We start from the raw sequence: 16,858 nt of genomic DNA, 5'->3' as shown, positions 1-16,858 counted from the left end.
GTGTTCAGCAAGGCATGAGGCTAACGTGTAACGGACACTGACTAAAAGTCAGGCCCGGACTTTTCGGTTTTAGGCAACGGAATGGGAATGGCTACTGTGCTTCCTTTTCACATAGCCTAAACGTGTTCCGCAAGGCACGGGGCTCCTGCGTAAGGGACTCTGAGCCCAAACATCATGCTATTTTGGTCTGTATAAAGAGGAGGAACTTATATGAGTCAGTCACGTTTTCATTTACGCGGCACTTTACTTGTCGCGTTTGCGCTATTGCTGGGCTTTGTTGGCTTTGTTTCTGTCAACCAGCCCGCTGCGCACGCCGCTACTTATTCCGTGTCTAAAACCACGAGTATGACAAAAACGGCTTATCATCGAGCTTCTACTAAGGGTGCGGTCTACAACGAATCACACACCAAAAAATTAGCTAATCTCTCAAGCTACCCCTACACGACCTGGTACGCTACCCAGGAAGTGATCTTAAAGCATGGGTCGACTAAGGCAATCTATTACAAAGTAACCAACGGTGCCGGCACTGTGACCGGGTACGTTTGGCACAGCTATCTCACCAAGGGCAAATCTGCATTTGGGTTGAAATACGCTAAAGCGGCCGTTGCTTTAGACGCTAAAACCGGTAAAGTCGTTTGGTCAAAGAACGCGAACACCCCTCGTGCGATTGCGTCCGTTTCAAAACTGATGACACTTTACCTTGTTGAACAAAAAGTTGCCAACACCAGTGCAACTTGGAGTTCTAAGGTCACGACTTCGTACTCTGGCTTAAAGACCATGGGTGCTTCCAGTGTTTACGGCGGCTTCAAGTTTACTAAGAACAGTTACACCGTTGAACAGCTATACTTGGCAGCCTTGATTGATTCTTCGAACAACGCAGCCACCGCACTTGGTCAATGGGTCGCTGGCGGGTCAACCCCTTCCTATAACGCTAAGTTCATTAAACTCATGAACGCACAGGCTAAAACTTGGAACCTCGGGCACGCCACCTTTGTTTCCGCATCAGGCGTTGAACAATCAGCCTCAAGACTTACGGCTACTCGGTCAGCGGCGGCGAAGCAACGAAGTTTCTGCTAAGGATGTGACCTTAATTGCCAACCATCTGATCACTGACTACCCTGCCGTTCTAACCGATGCGTCAAAGGGATCAGTCACCGTTTCTGGTCAGTTATGCTATAACTATAACAATCTGTTGCCAGGCCGGAAATACTATGAAAAGGCCCTCAACGTTGACGGCCTTAAGACTGGTTATACCGACCTTGCAGGTTACTGCTTCGTCGGAACTGGTCAAAAGTCCGGTCACGACCGTCTGATCACCGTTGTCCTTCACGATGCTAACGAGTTTACTGAAACCCGTTCATTGATGGATCACGTGTACTCAGCAGGCTTAATTTAAACGCATTACTCAAGAAGCGCTGGTTATGATAACCGGCGTTTTTTTGATCTCTTAAAACTTATGGTCAGGGGGTCTTCACCAATTTCCTAATGAATTTTCATGAAAACAACTTTACTTTCATGAAAATAACTCTTAAACTAACTTTTGTCTCACTTGTTTCATTTATCTTTACTACATAGAAAGGAAGTCATCCATACATATGCTTAAACGTATCGGCTACATTTTTATCTTTGGCTTCATCGGCAGTTTGATTCGCCTTTGGCTGACGACCATTTTTGCGCAATACCATTTTGTCACGGTCCTAGCCATTAATGTTCTGGGCTCTTTTCTACTGGCACTGATCACCGGTGCGCTGCCCTTTGTGGTCCCGATCTCACCCGAATTACTCTCTGGACTAAGCGTCGGGCTAGTTGGCAGTTTTACGACATTTTCAACGTTTTGCGTGGATACCGTTAACCTCGGCACACAACAAGGCTTTCTTCTCGCCGCCACGTACTGGGCAATTAGCCTTGTGCTTGGAATCTTAGCCGCAAGCTGGGGCTTTTCACTCAGCCACCGCATTCAACAAAGGAGGCTGCCATGACCCTACTGACAATTGTTGAAATTGGGCTTGCTGGCGCGGTAGGTGCCCTGCTGCGATTCACATGTACACGAATCGGAAATACCGTTTTTCACCGCGTCTCGCTGCCAATTGCCACTCTCTTCATTAATCTGCTAGGCGCCTTTTGTCTGGGGATGCTCACCGCAAGTCTACCAACGACTTCAACACTATGGATGGTAGGCAGTGGTCTTTTAGGTGGCTTTACCACGTTTTCAACCTTTACCAATGAAATTGCAGTTTTGTTGCATGACCAACCAAGAATCGCCGGTGTTTACCTCGTACTCGCAGCCGTCCTTGGTGTCGCCGTTGCTTACTGTGGCTTTTTAGTCGTCTGACCAAATTAAGGAGCGTCGTGATGAAACAAGTCCTTGTCGACCTTTTTGTCATTTTACTCACGATTTTACTGTTTCTGATCGGTATGACACAATTTGGTAATCAACCGGCCAAAAAATCTCATTCTTTGTTCATAATGACCTCAAAGACCACACATTTAACCGGTTACAATATTCATAAATTTGTATATTGAAATGAATGGGGTAAACGATAATACGCATTGATTCTGCATTTTGTTTCTAATTTTTGAATGATTTATGTATGCATATTAAAATTAGTGTATTTTAAGCTAGCTTTTTCGTTCTCATGATTGTATAATAATATCATTCTACGAATAGGAAGTTACATCAATGAACGCTTTAGACCAATATAACAACAACCAACCACATACAGATTATAATAACGTTCGTCCCATCATGTTAAAGGACCTCCAAGAAGTCAGTGCCGCTGAACGTGAATTTTTCCAAGCACACGCATTTGGGATGGAACCAAAGACTAACCACTTCTACTCATAATCTTGAAAAGGAACGGGTCGAATACTATGGTGTCTCAGCGAAAAACGCAACTACTAATTGTATTTTATACGAAATAGGATGTTATCAACAATGACTGTTAATAACATCCTATTTTCGTTTTTAACACCTATTGAGGTTGAGGCGCTCGCTTTAGATCTATTGCCTCACGTACATGAGTGCCACAGAAATTTTGGGTTCTGTCGTGGTGATTGTTGTGAAGATTCCCGATTCAGCTTTTTTCTTACGGGGTGTTGCTGGCTACGTGGTTCTCCCTTATCTAGTGGAAACGCGTTCAGCAAGGCACGGGGCTAACGTGTAACGGACTCTGGCAAAAATGCCAAGTTCAGGCATTTCTGCCAGAGTCCGTTACACACCGCCCCTAGAGCACCTTGCTTCACGCTCTACTCCTCTTCCGGATCATCCAAATCTCTTTCAATATCAATGCCGTAAAGTTGGTTGACCGCTTCATCCTTTGAGGCTGGGTGGACCACCAAAATTGTTGTGGCACCCTTACTGCTGACGTAGCCCGCAAACATTGTGACTTCTTCAACGTAGTAGGCTAACCCATCTGAGTGGATGATATACTGGCCCGCCACCGGCATGGTCTCAAAATAGACCTTATTCATCCGAATGTAGTCGTCACCCTCGTGAAGCATCACCATTACTTTATACACAAGCATTCCTCCATCTCTCTTTGCCCGATGAATTCTCATTCATCCGCACCATCTAGACTTTCTACATGGTGACCGTTGCTGCTTGTCTTTATTAAACCACGGTTCTCACGCTGACGCAATTCACCATAGTCAGGCCCGGTAACGCTTACCTGCCTGTGCTGCCTACCGTTTTGATGCAACATTTTTGTTGAAAATTGTTTTAAAAATAAAAAGCCGCATCCTTCCCCTTTTTGGAAAAGCATGCGACAAATCGCTTTTTTGTTTAATTACTGCTTCGTAACAAGTACTGTTTCACGCTTTGGCTGACGGTCCCCAAACCGTTGGTCATTGGCGTGAAGCGTTGTTCTAAAGGCTAACATCATCTTCGGCTCAATCAGTGTTCCCCCCTGATTTAAGCGTTGTGTCCAAGCTTTTCTTACCGAAGGATGACTTGAAAATTGAATCAGATTCATTTTGATCCCCTCCAAAAAAGCGCTGCCATACTCCTGCATTGCCGCTATAATAGCACATTAATAAATGCGGGTCTAGGATATCATAAAAAAATTCTATAAATTTCATTCTGTATTTTTCACAACTACAGGTAATGTCTAGTTGTTTAAAACAACCAACTGAATCTTGTGAATTGCTATTTGGCGCCGTCTTGCGTACACTAGAAGGCATAAGCCTGGTTTTTGAGGAGAAAATGAACATGGATAAAAAATTTATTAAAAAATACGAAACCGATGCGTTTAACCATGATGGGTTAAATGGGTACGCCTACGTGCCAAATGGCGTTAGTGTTGCTGTCAGTAATCCCTTAAACGAAAAGATGCCTGGCGCTAACCCTGAGCAGTTGCTTGGACTCTCACTTAGTACTTGCATGGGCGCCACTCTGCAGGCCATTGAAAAAGAAAACAACCTGCCACACCGTGCCCAAGTTCACGTTCATGTCACGATGGTCAAGGGCACTGCCGGATTAGAATTTTTGGTTGACGCCCGCGTTCGTATTCCGCACATTTCTCACGCTCAGGCGGAAGATTTTGTGCACCAAGCTGAAAAACGGTGCCCTGTTTCTAAGTTATTGAGTGGCAGCGAAAATTATACGATCCATGTTGTGGATGAATTTGAACCGACACATCAGGGTGTGATCGATTAGTGTTGCGGATCGAAAATAGACAATCATTAAGAGCACCAAGGATTCGACTTTGTCGGATTCTTGGTGCTCTTTTTTTGCCGGTAGTTGCCGGTGTTGTGCTTTTAGTCGTGACATGGCTATGCTATATGGCTGAAACGTGCTCCAGAAGACAGCGGGCTCCTGCCTAAGCCGACTCTGACAAAAATGCTAAACCCAGGCATTTCCTTTCTTGGCCTCATAGCCGAAACGTGCTCCAGATGGCAAGGAGTTGCACCTAAGCAACTTCCGGCACAAAATCCAAAACCGGGATTTTCTGCCAAAAGTTACTTAGCTCCACTCCTTGGTCGCCATCTTCCGCACTCTTGCCGCTTTCTTGGCCTCATGGCTGAAACGTGCTCCAGAAGACAGCGGCTCCTGCCTAAGCCAACTCTGACAAAAGTGCCAAACCCAGGCATTTCCTTACTTGGCCTCATAGCCGAAACGTGCTCCGCCCTCTAATCGTCTTCTTCCGCACTCTTGCCACCATTCTCCAGCTTTGTTACTTTACTAAACTGTTTAATAAAGTCTAGCAAAGACGCGGCTTTGTCCTCGCCGAAGATATCGACCCAACTGCCGAAACGGGTTCGAGCTTTTTTGGTCACAATTTCTTCGATCTGCCGACCACGCGGGGTCAGATGCAGATACTTGCGCCGGTGGTCCTTTTCATCACGTTGTTGATAGATATAATCTAAGTTGAGCAAGACCTTGATCTGGCGCGAAATGGCACTCCGAGTCACACCGCGCTTATCCGCGATGCGCGCTAAGGTCACGTTGGCCTTTTCCGCGATGTCGTGCAAAATCAAGTACTGTTCGAAGGAAAGATTGTATTCCATCGCTGGTTCAGAAACGAACGTGTCCAAGTACTTCAGTGATTTGATATATACGTCAATGTATTCGTCTAGTAATTGTTGAACTTCCATTATTCCACCCTATCATCTTGATAACTTTACTCTAAACATACTATCATTATTTTCTTGTGAATACTACCACATCTTTTATCATTTACCGGGGAAACTACTAGGCCATTCCGGCATCTTTTTAATCGGCCTATGGTACTATTAAGGTAATTCTACTACTATTGGGAGTGGTTCGCATCGATATTTTAGACAGAATTCACCATGTTGAATTAAATAACCTAAAAAAGATCATTCAACTCTGTGAGCAGCTGAACGTCAACTATTTTCTGATTGGCGGTTCCTTGCTCGGTGCCATCCGTCACAAGGGCTTTATTCCTTGGGATGACGACATGGACATCGGCATGCTTCGCAGTGATTACGACCAGTTTGCGCAGTACGCCCCGGGGCTGTTGGCAAACGACCACTATTTTTTACAAACGGCCGCCAGTGACGCCAACTATGGGTTTAGTTATATGAAGCTGCTGGACCGCTACACCTACATTGAAGAAAAAAACAACGTTAACCGGGCACGCAAAGGAGTCTTCATTGATATTTTCCCGTTTGACAGAATCCCTGAGGAGCCTAGTGACCAACGGAGCCAACTCGCACGGTTCAAAGTGCTCGACAGTCGGATCATCGTGAAAGCCGGCTACCGGTGGATCGAAACGCCGCTGTATCGTCACGCCGATCTTGATCCTAATGACCTTCAGGATCTGGACGCAATGAAACAGGAACGTGAGACCATCATGCGCGAATATAACACAGAACCGCTGACACACGTCAAGAACATTGCGTCGCAGTACGCCTATGAAAAAGAGATCATGACGACCAGCGAGGCACTGGACCTGGTCACGGTGCCCTTCGAAACGATCGATGTCCGTGTACCCAAGGATTATGACGCGATTTTAACACGCCTTTATGGCGATTACCACAAACTGCCACCTGTTCGACAGCGGACGGAAAAACATATTAGTAAATTAATCATGGATAATCAATTGTTTACGTAGTTATCTGAAGGAAGCCTAATTTAGGGGTCAAATAAAACGATATCCCCTGTGTCTTACTATATTGGAGGTGATTGCCGTGTCCAACAACAACTATTACGGTGCCATTGTCGTCACGGTGCAAGGATTAGATCTACTGATTGTGAACTTAAAGACGCTCAAGCCCATTGAGCGGGTGCACAAAGAATTACTGGTTGGTGACAGCATTTACCAACACCAGCCGATTGATTTTGAACTCGTCAATCAAATGACAGATTCACTGCGCGGCTTCTTACAGCTGATGAACGACTATGATATTGAGACCTATCAACTATGGGGAAGCGAAGCCTTGTCCCATGCCGTCAATGCTGATTTCATCCGGGATCAGGTCTTTTTAAGAACGGGCTTGCGGCTCAGCTGGTTATCGATCAGCGAAGAAAACTACTATCGTAACCAGGCTGTTTTGTTGAATCTCAGAAAACACAAGACCAATGAAAATGGTCTCACCCACTTGATTGGGATTAACTCAGGCAATACCACGATCACCCAGTTTTCTGGCCGGTCGTTCGTCTACTCATCTAATTTCTCACTGGGTCCCGTGCGAATCGCCGAGGACCTGCAGAGTTTACGGCAAAGTGCGCCGAACTCAGTTGAAGTTTTAAATGATTACATCGAAAGCAAACTGACCAACTTTTCTCGGATTACGCCGCGTGAAGCAATCAGCGGCCCGAGTGAGGTGATCCTGCTTGGGACGATGCCATTAAGTCATTTGGTTAGCAACGAGCATAAGGGGCGACTATCCATCAAGGAATTTGAACGCCTCTTCGACCAAGCCATCGATGCGTCAGACCAATTTTTAATGGAACAGTACGGCCTCACTGAAACCGAAATGCCGCTGCTGTTGCCCGAACTGCTGTTATTGCGACGCCTGCTTCGACTGACACAGGCCACCAGTCTCGTTTTCTCTGATACCACAGTTCTGGACGGTCTGGCAGTCAACGAATCGATCAACGCCGGCTTCAGCAAGCTTGATTTTAGTGAACAAACGGTGACGGACGCGCAAAATATCGCGACCCACTACCGGGTAGAGCCCGTGCATCGCGAACTCGTCACTAAGTTTGCCCTTCATTTGTTTGATCAGCTAAAATCGCTGCACCAACTTGGCAGTCACGAACGCCTGTTACTTCAGATTGCCTGCATTCTGCACGATGTCGGTGGCTACGTGGATGCACATGAGCACTATCTGCATTCTGAGTACATCATTCAACATTCCAACATTATCGGCCTTTCGATTAAAGAACGGGCCATCATCGCGGCGATTTCACGGTATCACAGTACCCAGACGCCCAGCGCGGATCTCATTCGTTTCCGACAACTACCGACTGAGGATCGACTGCTGATTGCCAAATTAGCGTCAATTCTGCGGTTAGCAGATGCGTTAGATGACGACCGGCAGCAAAAGATCAAGCGAATCTCGGTTTCGCTTAAGGCGCCCGAAGTGATTATTACCGCCTACTGCAATGAAAGTCTGTTGTTTGAAAAATGGGAGTTTGCGTTCAAGAGTCAGTTCTTTGAAGAAACGTTCGGTCTCAAACCACAGTTAAAACAAAGGAGTGTGACCGCTAAATGACCACCAAAATTAACTACAGCGACCACAACTACTATACCAACCGGGAACTAAGCTGGCTGGCGTTTAATGACCGGGTGCTTGAGGAGGCCCGTGACAAAACCAATCCCCTTCTTGAACGACTCAAATTTCTCAGTATTACCCAAAGTAACTTGGACGAATTCTTTAGCGTGCGGGTGGCGTCGTTAACGAAACTTGCGGCTGTAAACTACCCCAAACCTGATGCCTCGGGCATGACGGCTGAGGAACAACTTTTAGCCGTCAATAAGTCAGCACACCAGATGTTCATTAAACAATACAACACACTCAACCGGTCACTACTGCCGGCTCTGGCCCAGCAGAATATCCACCTCTTAAAACCGGACGAGCTAACGCCTGACCAGTTACGGTTTATCAAGGATTATTTTCATGACACCCTCTACCCGGTCTTAACACCAACTGCTGATGACAGCTCACGACCGTTTCCATTTATCGCAAACGACGCGCTCAATCTTGCCATCCAGTTGAACAAGGACAAGACCCGCTACTACGCCACGCTTCAAATCCCCGATAATTTACCACGGCTCATTAAATTGCCTGGGGCGGAAAATGACTTCATCTTAGTTGAAGACGTCATTAAACCCTTCCTCGGTCAATTATTTGTGAACTACACCGTGAAGGAAGCGGCTGTATTCCGGGTCATCCGGGACTTGGATCTCGACGTCGCGGAAGAAGACACCTCTGACCTGCTTAAGGAAGTCCAGCAACAGTTAAAATTGCGTGAACAAGGCAGCGTCATTCGACTTGAAGTTGAAAGCACGATCAGCAAAAAACTGCTCAAGCGTCTCGGTAATGAACTCAATCTCAAGGATTATGCCGTCTATGAAGTGAACGGCCCCATTGACCTCACTGTGTTGAGCAAACTTGCCAGTCAAGTCACCAACCATGCAGACTTAAGCTACAAACCCTTCACGGCCTATCAACCCACGTCGCTCACCGGCGGCCACAATATCTTCGAGGCCATCCGGCGCCACGACCGTTTTCTACAACACCCCTACGATAAATTCGATCCGGTCATTGAGTTCATTCGGCAATCAGCGATGGATCCCGGCGTACTTGCCATTAAAATGACCCTGTATCGCGTCTCTGGGGATTCACCGATCATCGCTTACCTTGGTCGGGCCGCCCAAAACGGTAAACAGGTCACTGTTTTGGTAGAAGTGAAAGCCCGCTTTGATGAGCAAAATAACGTTCACTGGGCCAAGCAGCTCGAAAAAATGGGCTGCCACGTCATTTACGGCCTCATTGGCCTCAAAACGCACTGTAAGCTGACCCTCGTCGTTCGTCGTGAACAGGGTGTCATTCGCCGCTACATGCACATGGCGACCGGAAACTACAACGATGTGACCGCTCGGTTCTACACGGATATGGGCCTGTTTACCGTCAATGCCGACATGGGCATCGATGCCACCAACATTTTTAACATGCTGTCGGGTTATTCAGAACCACCCTATTTTCACCAATTGCACATCTCGCCCCACGGCATCCGCGACTTTATCAATGATAAGCTGACGCAGGCGACCGAAATGGCCAAGGCCGGCAAAAAAGTCCGCATTAGGATGAAGATGAACTCCCTTTCCGACCAGTCCATGATTGCACATCTCTACAAGGCTTCCCATGCTGGCGTAAAGATCAGTCTGCTCATCCGCGGCATCTGTTGTTTAAAAACGGGCATTCCCGACGTTAGTGACAACATTACGGTCCATTCAATCGTTGGTCGCTTCCTAGAACATAGCCGGGTCTTTATTTTTAATCTCGACGGTCAAGAAACGGTCTATCTGTCCAGTGCGGACTTGATGACGCGCAATTTAAACCGGCGTGTTGAGTTGCTGTTCCCCATTAACGACCCCCAGATCAAAAAACGGGTGCTCACCATTTACAAGGTCATGTGGAATGACAACGTGAAGACCCGCGTCCTGCAACCAGATGACACCTTTAAGCACGTTGACCGACGCGGCCACGTCGCGTTGGATGCACAAGCGTATTTTGCGGACCTCGCCAGCGTGCACGCCAAGGCAGATAAAGCCGCGGCCGAAATGGCAAAGCCACTGAATTTCAACCCATGTTGAGCCCCGAAAACCAACCGAACCTGTTGAACTACGATGATGGGAGTGACCCGCACTAATGGAAAATTTTGCAGTGATTGACCTTGGCTCAAACTCAGTTCGAATGACCATCACCCGCATCAATGATGACGGCACGTACAGCCCAGTCAAGGAGATGAAGTCGTACGTCCGGCTGTCTGAAAATATGGGTGAAGCGCATGAACTGCAACCTGACGCCATCGACCGAACACTAACTGCCTACGTGAATTCAAAGACGAGTATGACCAGCTGGATAACCTTAAAATCAAAGCCGTCGCCACCGCAGCTACCCGTCAGGCCGTGAATCAAAAACAGTTTCTCAAAACGGTCACAAGTGAGATCGGCATCCCGTTAGAAGTGATTTCCGGCACCACCGAAGCCTATTACGACTATCTCGGTGTCAGCGAGACGCTTCCGGCTACCAATGCCGTTATCCTGGATACTGGCGGAGGCAGTTCAGAGATCGTGCTCGTCCAAAATAACGCGGTCAGCCACCTGATCAGTATTCCTCTGGGTAGTGTGAACCTAACTCAGGAATACTTACCGACTGACAGATTACCCCGGATGCGTTATTCAATGCCATGACCTTCGTCAGTGAGGTCCTCAATAACGTTTGGTGGCTGCGTAATGGCTTGAATCTACCGATCATCGGTCTTGGCGGCAGTAATCGAACCATGGCTAAAATTAATCGACGACGCAAGAATTTACTTAATATTGAAGACGTCCATGGGTACCGTCTCAGCCGCCACTCTGTGGACCAGACATTTTCTGAGATCATCGGTACCAACCTAGAAGGCCGCAAACAAATTCCCGGACTAAGTAAGGCCGGGCTGACATTATCGTCGGTGGCCTCATTCCGCTAGTGTTGCTGATACGCTATCTGGATCCCGACCACATTACATTTTCAAATAATGGGTTACGTGAAGGCATCTTATTTGAACACCTGAATGATTTGCGGACGCAAAACACTCGTGAGACACCCATTAATGACCTCTAAAAAGACAGCAGCCCTCTTTCAGACTGCTGCCTTTTTTAATTTTTAAACTTCCCGAACCTGTGATGACTGCCCCGGCTGGGTTCGAACCAGCGACCTCTTGATTAACAGTCAATTATTCTACCGCTGAACTACGGGGCAATGTGACTCAGTCAATTCACGATGATTGACCAACTGCCCCGGCTGGGTTCGAACCAGCGACCTCCTGATTAACAGTCAATTATTCTACCACTGAACTACGGGGCAATCATTGTGTTTTCAATTAAATTAAAACGTATAAATTTACGGTAAATGCGTATTTATACAACTGCCCCGGCTGGGATCGAACCAGCGACCTCTTGATTAACAGTCAATTATTCTACCGCTGAACTACGGGGCAAAAAGCATCATGTAATATTTATACCATAATCTCTAATGCTATGCAAATCTTTTTCGCACTAAATTCTAACCAATCCCATTTTCCTTTAGGACCATGTTCACTTCTTGTTGGATCTTTTCCGGCTTCTCCCACTCTTCAAAATGGTCAAGTGCTTCAGTTGGCATGTCGTAATTCTCGTTCACATAATCTTCATAGGCAACCACATGTGGTGAGTGCGGAATGTTTAACTGCAAAATGCGCACTTCTTTAATATACCCACGCTCAGCTGCCAACTCGGCCCGCCCATTTTGGACCATGTCACTGATCTCCATGTACTTAGACCCGTCTAGCCGGGTGATTTCTTCGATTAACGTAAAGGTTTCATGACTCTTCAATAACAACGTCTCCCTTCAATCACAACTTAAGTAGTATACCATAAAATAATGGGCTGAGAACAGGATTAGAACAAACTCCTTGGGATTTTTCTGGACGTCACTTCATGATGTCACCTGGTAAACAGGCCGTAGTTTACCTGCATGCCGATTTGCTGGCAGTTTTGCGTGCGAGGCCATTTTCGTAAGTGTGTGATGTTGTTAGCGTCGTCTCAAGCATGGCTATTGTCACAGAACAGAATTCCAGTCATGTTTGGACGATAATCGGAATTTTACTCAGCATCAAAAAAGCCACTATCAGATGATAGTGGCGGCATAAGAGAGAAAGAGAATTGATTAGAAGGTAATTATTCATACCTTACAAAAACAATATATCGTTTTTTGTAAGCGCTGTCAATGGTTTTTGAAAATAATATTGAAAATTGAGCAGAATATGAGGTTTGTTCTTATGTGATATAGAATAAGCGCCCAGCACTTGTAGGGATTGCACGCTTTTAATGCCTCCCTGTTTTTGGGCGCCAGCCAGATATTTTACCTAGCCTAAACGTGCGACAGAAGGGCAAGGAGTTGCACATAACCGGACTCTGACATAAATTCCAAAGACCAGGAATTTCTGTCAGAGTCCGGTTATGCTCCACTCCTTAGGCACCCTTCTTGCGCACTCTGCACTCTAAAAAAAGAACCCCCACCAGTTTCCCAGCAAGCGTTCTTTTTAAACCGCATTTAATGTCTAACCACTAAATGAGAGATGTCCCTATTCGTCACACCGACCAATAGGTGGTAAATAAATGGTTATCTAAAGATTACCATTTAGTATGAGAAAAGTCCACATTTTTTAATTTAAATATAATGTTAGCCTATTTAAGACTTCCAGTTGTATCAATGTGATCTGTTGGATGGACTAAACTTGAAGGTTCACTGATCACCTGACGAATCGAGTGTCCCGAGACATTGGTCCAGCAGAAGAACACAAATAAGGCTAAGGTCAGCACCGTTAAGATTCTAGATCCGGCAGACATCTTTTCACTGATAACTGAACCGTAGAAATCCTTTTTAACTTTAGCTTCAACGTTCTTTTCAGTTGGATCAGCCGTCTTACGTTCCTCAACCACACTGGCCTGATACTGATCAATATCAAAGTCCTTTTGGTTCTGTTTCATACTGCGCTGGAACTTACGCTTATCCTTCTTGGACTGGCCCTTAAACCACTTCACAAAATCGCGGTAATCACCAACGACCTTTGTTGTGTCCCCAATTTCGTGCAAGGTACCATAGTGGATCCACGCAACTTGATCACACATCAATTCAACCTGTTTCAAAGAGTGACTGACAAAGATAATCGTCTTGCCCTCTTCTTTGAATTCAGTGATCTTGTCCAAACATTTCTGATAGAACGTATCATCACCAACGGACAAGGCCTCATCAATAATTAAAATATCAGGATTGACGTGAACCGCAATTGAAAAGCCCAGCCGTGACTTCATACCGCTTGAATAACTCTTAACGGGTTGATAGAGGAAATCACCAATATCAGCAAAACTAACAATGTCGTCCATCAGGCCGTCGATTTCTTCGTTAGTGAGCCCCTGCATCAGTGCCTTTAACCGGATGTTTTCTTGCCCGGTCAAGTTACCACGCAGGCCGGCGCCAATGGCGATAATGGAAGTATCCCCCTTAACGTCAACAACCCCTGTTGTTTGTGGAATAATGCCAGAGATAATGTTAGATAACGTTGACTTACCGGACCCGTTGACCCCGATCAAACCAAGCGTCTCCCCCGCTTTAACTTCGAGTGAGATTCCCATTAATGACCAGAAGTGCGGTACTGGTTTCCGGTTGATTGCAAAGAACGACCGCAATTTTTCAGACTGGGTCTTGAAGAGGTCGTACTCTTTCGTTACATTCTGTACTCTAATCTTATAATCAGTTGCCATTTCAAATTCTTCCTTAACCTTCGTTTACTGACGCACCAAGTGCATATTCGTCATTATAACAAACAATCCCCGTTTGGGAAATGCACCGCCAGTTTAGTGTGATTCTTGTAAATTCAACAGATCTGTCAGTTGTACCCAACCAGTGGTGCTACCGCTCTTAATTTGGTACCAAATGGTTTGACTGCTCTTGATGATGCCGCGTTGTTTAATTGTCACAGTCTTGCCGGCTAACGTAGCAGTCTTACTGGAAGTTGCGTCAACGCTCGGTCCCGGAACCTGCTTATATAGCTTAATTGTCCCGGTCTTAATAGTTGCCGTACCCGTATCTGTTGCGTAGGAAACGCCTGGTGTGATCTGTATTGTCGTTGCATCATCCGTGTTACTCGTCGTGTCGTCAAACCGGCTTGTCAGATCATACTCAGCGATAATGGTTTCGACCTTGCTGGCGTAGTTCGTATCGGTTGCGTAATGGGCTGCAATCGTATCAACTGCTTCAGTGTAGGACGTTGCATTTTCTCGCCATGTATCTTCGTATAGAAATGGGTTCCAGGTCGTCCCGTCACGCAGCGTCTGCGCGTAATCGTTGATCGACGCTTGCACTGATGGATACGCCTTAAACTGAGCCATCGTATTGAAAAACTGACCGGCACCATCTGCTTCAGCAGTTGACAAGGTGACGGATTTGCCGTCATACGCGCCCTTTACGCCAAAGTAGTTGTTATCCTCACTGGACAACGTACTCGTTCCCCAATCGCTCTCAAGCGCCGCCTGGGCCATCATAACGGACCCGTATAAGTGATACTTCTTACTAGCTTGTAAAACGGGCTTGCTGAGCCGATTGATGAACGCCGTGTGGCTGTCAGCGTGGACGGTGTGGCCACCGCCTAACCCAACTGCCGCAAGCGCTAAAGTCAGCGTTGCCGTCAATTTGATCCAGAGTTTCATCCAGTTGTACTCCATTCGTGTTCGTTCATTATCGGCCTTAACATTTCTAAACCGTGTTAATTATACCGGTCTTTAGAAAAGACACAAGATAAAAACGATATTTTTATTAAACTTTTAGAGAGTGTGCCTTGCAGGTAAACCAATGCCCGTCAGTTGCCGGCACTGGGACGCGTCACCACCAGTCGTTCGTTCCACTTTTGGTTGCTAAAGAAGACGGTCACAGTCTGAAACTAACTTCTTGTCTTAGGTTCATTAGAAACCACTGTGGAAATCCATTAGTCTCACTAGCATGTGCTTAACAATCAAGTGCCTGGTACCTTCCCCATTATTGAGAAAGACCGACACCTTTCAAATACGAAAGATATCGGTCAACTGTTTTATTTTTACACAATAAAGATAAAAATAAAATCATCCGAATTTAATTGCCGGTATTCTGACTGTCCTGAATGGCATTGGTCAGTAATCCGGTGACAAAAATTACGATCGCAGCTATCAGCGGCAAAATGTCAGCACGTTAAAGTACTACGGCATCGAAGACAACCACTTGTCTGTTGCGTGTGACTGGGTTAAGACAAACTCTGAGTTCTCTTTTAAGAACAAAAACCGGTTAATGAAAAGAAAACCGCAAATGCATACACATGGTTCGACGCTTTAAAAAGAGACTGATACTTTTTCTCCAAAATCTTAAAAATATTCTCGTCATCCGATAATTGTCCGAATTTTTTTGACTAACTTAATTTTGAAATCGCGGTACTCTTGACCCAACCAGTGGTCTTGCCACTCGTCACACGATACCAAGTACTTGCAACGCCATTTTGGGTAATGACGCCCTTACAATCCACACTCATCTTGCCAGTGCCCAGCACCTTAGTCGTCGTTAACTGACTGGCTAAATAGCTGGAATTATAAACGTGGTCATAAACTGGGTTAGACGTTGCTGTAAAGGTCGCTGTTTTCTTTTCCTTAGTGTACGTGGTCTTTGGCAGTGACACCGCCTTTGAGTAAACCCAATAACGCTTAGCTGTGGTTTGCTTGCTGAAACGGATCCGGTACCAGGTCGTTTTACTGTCTGACTTATAAGCCCGACCGTCAAACCAAACTGGTCGGCCGCTCCAACCGCCAACGGTCGTCCACTTGTACTTCGTTGTCTTATACGCACTGCCCTTCACGTGATTATAAATGGCATAGGATTTATACTTGCTGCTCAACGTCCCTGTCTCGCCATTTAATGTCGAGTAATACGTAATCGTTGGTTTCTTTTTCGTGGTCGTCGTTGTGGAACTGCTGCTTGACGAACTCGAACTATCCAAAGAATTGAAGCCATAAGTTTGAATCAAATTAATGAGTGAAGTGCCATAGGTTGGTGCCGTCGCATACTTTCCTGTCAACGCATTGGCTGCATCTTCATAAGTCGCAGCATTTTCCCGCCAGGTTCCTGAATAGTACGTTGGATCTGACGAGATCCCATTTCGCAGTAACTGTGCATTGTCCGTTAACGATGCTGAAATCGTTGGATACTTTTTAAATGCAGCGTTCGTATAGTATAGCTGGCCGGACGAATCGTACTCCGCCGTGCTCATCGTCACAGACTGGCCATTATAACTGCCTTTGATGCCAAAATAGTTGTTTGCCGAGGTCGATAACGTACTGGTCCCCCAGCCACTTTCAAGTGCTGCCTGAGCCATCATTACGGATGGATACAGCTTATACGCATTCGCAACCGTTTTAACCGGCGTTGACATGGTAGCAATAAACGTATCCGTTGTTGTACTGGCTTTCGTGTGAATTGTATCCGCACCAATTAAGCCAACCGTCACGATAGCAGCCACAGCCACTTTTAATAATGTTGGTTTTCGCATGCCAGAAATCCCCCTTAATCTTCCCTATGTATGCTCATAGACTCATTATAAAGATTATCGAGAACGGCTTCAAGA

At 46.0% G+C, this 16,858-nt stretch carries 13 protein-coding genes, 3 tRNA genes and 3 pseudogenes; 9 read left to right on the top strand and 10 right to left on the bottom strand.

Features of this window, described 5'->3' with window-relative positions; translation table 11 throughout:
* Nucleotides 1-210: 210 nt before the first annotated feature.
* From JCM11969_RS19970 to JCM11969_RS17820, 4 genes and pseudogenes are all read left to right on the top strand, one after another.
* A pseudogene (locus JCM11969_RS19970) lies at nt 211-1,396 on the top strand (serine hydrolase).
* Between the two features lie 199 nt (nt 1,397-1,595).
* A complete protein-coding gene (locus JCM11969_RS12125) occupies nt 1,596-1,979 on the top strand; it encodes a fluoride efflux transporter FluC (protein ID WP_054711582.1) in 384 nt (127 codons plus the stop codon).
* Nucleotides 1,976-2,332 carry a fluoride efflux transporter FluC gene (locus tag JCM11969_RS12120; protein WP_054711580.1) on the top strand — a complete coding sequence of 119 codons (357 nt, stop codon included), beginning with the start codon at nt 1,976-1,978 and terminating at the stop codon, nt 2,330-2,332. The genes JCM11969_RS12125 and JCM11969_RS12120 overlap by 4 nt, the downstream gene beginning before the upstream one ends.
* Nucleotides 2,333-2,680: 348 nt before the next feature.
* Nucleotides 2,681-2,845, top strand: a complete 165-nt coding sequence (locus JCM11969_RS17820; protein WP_156319355.1) for a hypothetical protein — start codon at nt 2,681-2,683, stop codon at nt 2,843-2,845.
* 401 nt (nt 2,846-3,246) lie between these two features.
* Here JCM11969_RS17820 and JCM11969_RS12115 read toward each other — a convergent pair whose 3' ends face one another.
* Together JCM11969_RS12115 and JCM11969_RS12110 are read right to left on the bottom strand one after the other, a co-directional pair.
* Nucleotides 3,247-3,519: a hypothetical protein gene (locus tag JCM11969_RS12115; RefSeq protein WP_054711579.1), complete on the bottom strand. Its 273-nt coding sequence runs from the start codon at nt 3,517-3,519 to the stop codon at nt 3,247-3,249.
* 266 nt (nt 3,520-3,785) lie between these two features.
* Complete coding sequence (locus JCM11969_RS12110; RefSeq protein ID WP_054711576.1) at nt 3,786-3,971, bottom strand: hypothetical protein; 186 nt, start codon at nt 3,969-3,971, stop codon at nt 3,786-3,788.
* A 236-nt stretch (nt 3,972-4,207) separates the two neighbouring features.
* Here JCM11969_RS12110 and JCM11969_RS12105 point away from each other — a divergent pair, with 236 nt between their 5' ends.
* Nucleotides 4,208-4,654 (top strand): OsmC family protein, encoded by a 447-nt coding sequence (locus tag JCM11969_RS12105; protein ID WP_082409338.1) that lies wholly within the window; start codon nt 4,208-4,210, stop codon nt 4,652-4,654.
* A gap of 473 nt (nt 4,655-5,127) precedes the next feature.
* Here the strand turns inward: JCM11969_RS12105 and JCM11969_RS12100 are convergent, their stop codons facing one another.
* Nucleotides 5,128-5,592, bottom strand: coding sequence for a MarR family winged helix-turn-helix transcriptional regulator (locus JCM11969_RS12100; protein WP_054711573.1), 465 nt, complete (start codon nt 5,590-5,592; stop codon nt 5,128-5,130).
* Nucleotides 5,593-5,750: 158 nt separating this feature from the next.
* On the opposite strand from JCM11969_RS12100, the gene JCM11969_RS12095 reads away from it, so the two are divergent.
* The 4 genes and pseudogenes from JCM11969_RS12095 to ppx all read left to right on the top strand — a co-directional run bounded on the left by JCM11969_RS12095 (nt 5,751) and on the right by ppx (nt 11,298).
* Complete coding sequence (locus JCM11969_RS12095) at nt 5,751-6,575, top strand: LicD family protein (RefSeq protein WP_225353283.1); 825 nt, start codon at nt 5,751-5,753, stop codon at nt 6,573-6,575.
* 76 nt (nt 6,576-6,651) lie between these two features.
* Complete coding sequence (locus JCM11969_RS12090; RefSeq protein ID WP_225353282.1) at nt 6,652-8,181, top strand: Ppx/GppA phosphatase family protein; 1,530 nt, start codon at nt 6,652-6,654, stop codon at nt 8,179-8,181.
* 8 nt (nt 8,182-8,189) lie between these two features.
* A pseudogene (locus tag JCM11969_RS12085) lies at nt 8,190-10,342 on the top strand (RNA degradosome polyphosphate kinase).
* Nucleotides 10,342-11,298: pseudogene (ppx, locus tag JCM11969_RS12080) on the top strand (exopolyphosphatase). The pseudogenes JCM11969_RS12085 and ppx overlap by 1 nt, the downstream one beginning before the upstream one ends.
* A 66-nt stretch (nt 11,299-11,364) precedes the next feature.
* Here the strand turns inward: ppx and JCM11969_RS12075 are convergent.
* From JCM11969_RS12075 to JCM11969_RS12045, 7 genes are all read right to left on the bottom strand, one after another.
* Nucleotides 11,365-11,436, bottom strand: a tRNA-Asn gene (locus JCM11969_RS12075).
* A gap of 33 nt (nt 11,437-11,469) precedes the next feature.
* Nucleotides 11,470-11,541: transfer RNA gene (locus tag JCM11969_RS12070), tRNA-Asn, on the bottom strand.
* Between the two features lie 61 nt (nt 11,542-11,602).
* A tRNA-Asn gene (locus JCM11969_RS12065) sits at nt 11,603-11,674 on the bottom strand.
* 65 nt (nt 11,675-11,739) lie between these two features.
* Nucleotides 11,740-12,048: a hypothetical protein gene (locus JCM11969_RS12060; protein ID WP_054711585.1), complete on the bottom strand. Its 309-nt coding sequence runs from the start codon at nt 12,046-12,048 to the stop codon at nt 11,740-11,742.
* A gap of 854 nt (nt 12,049-12,902) precedes the next feature.
* Nucleotides 12,903-13,979, bottom strand: coding sequence for an ABC transporter ATP-binding protein (locus JCM11969_RS12055; RefSeq protein WP_054711571.1), 1,077 nt, complete (start codon nt 13,977-13,979; stop codon nt 12,903-12,905).
* 93 nt (nt 13,980-14,072) lie between these two features.
* A complete protein-coding gene (locus tag JCM11969_RS12050; protein WP_054711569.1) occupies nt 14,073-14,924 on the bottom strand; it encodes a glucosaminidase domain-containing protein in 852 nt (283 codons plus the stop codon).
* A 728-nt stretch (nt 14,925-15,652) separates the two neighbouring features.
* Nucleotides 15,653-16,783, bottom strand: coding sequence for a glycoside hydrolase family 73 protein (locus JCM11969_RS12045; protein WP_054711567.1), 1,131 nt, complete (start codon nt 16,781-16,783; stop codon nt 15,653-15,655).
* Nucleotides 16,784-16,858 lie beyond the last annotated feature (75 nt).

It is taken from the genome of Secundilactobacillus paracollinoides DSM 15502 = JCM 11969, from assembly GCF_001311135.1.
GTDB classification, from domain to species: Bacteria; Bacillota; Bacilli; order Lactobacillales; family Lactobacillaceae; genus Secundilactobacillus; species Secundilactobacillus paracollinoides.
This window is presented reverse-complemented; position numbering and strand designations above follow the sequence as displayed.

What these genes read in the sequence shown, in the direction of transcription:
- JCM11969_RS12120 (WP_054711580.1), top strand. Translation starts at nt 1,976, where the DNA reads ATGACCCTACTGACAATTGTTGAAATTGGGCTTGCTGGCGCGGTAGGT.
- JCM11969_RS12125 (WP_054711582.1), top strand. Translation starts at nt 1,596, where the DNA reads ATGCTTAAACGTATCGGCTACATTTTTATCTTTGGCTTCATCGGCAGT.
- JCM11969_RS12045 (WP_054711567.1), bottom strand. Translation starts at nt 16,783, where the DNA reads ATGCGAAAACCAACATTATTAAAAGTGGCTGTGGCTGCTATCGTGACG.
- JCM11969_RS12050 (WP_054711569.1), bottom strand. Translation starts at nt 14,924, where the DNA reads ATGAAACTCTGGATCAAATTGACGGCAACGCTGACTTTAGCGCTTGCG.
- JCM11969_RS12105 (WP_082409338.1), top strand. Translation starts at nt 4,208, where the DNA reads ATGGATAAAAAATTTATTAAAAAATACGAAACCGATGCGTTTAACCAT.
- JCM11969_RS12100 (WP_054711573.1), bottom strand. Translation starts at nt 5,592, where the DNA reads ATGGAAGTTCAACAATTACTAGACGAATACATTGACGTATATATCAAA.
- JCM11969_RS12055 (WP_054711571.1), bottom strand. Translation starts at nt 13,979, where the DNA reads ATGGCAACTGATTATAAGATTAGAGTACAGAATGTAACGAAAGAGTAC.
- JCM11969_RS12110 (WP_054711576.1), bottom strand. Translation starts at nt 3,971, where the DNA reads ATGAATCTGATTCAATTTTCAAGTCATCCTTCGGTAAGAAAAGCTTGG.
- JCM11969_RS17820 (WP_156319355.1), top strand. Translation starts at nt 2,681, where the DNA reads ATGAACGCTTTAGACCAATATAACAACAACCAACCACATACAGATTAT.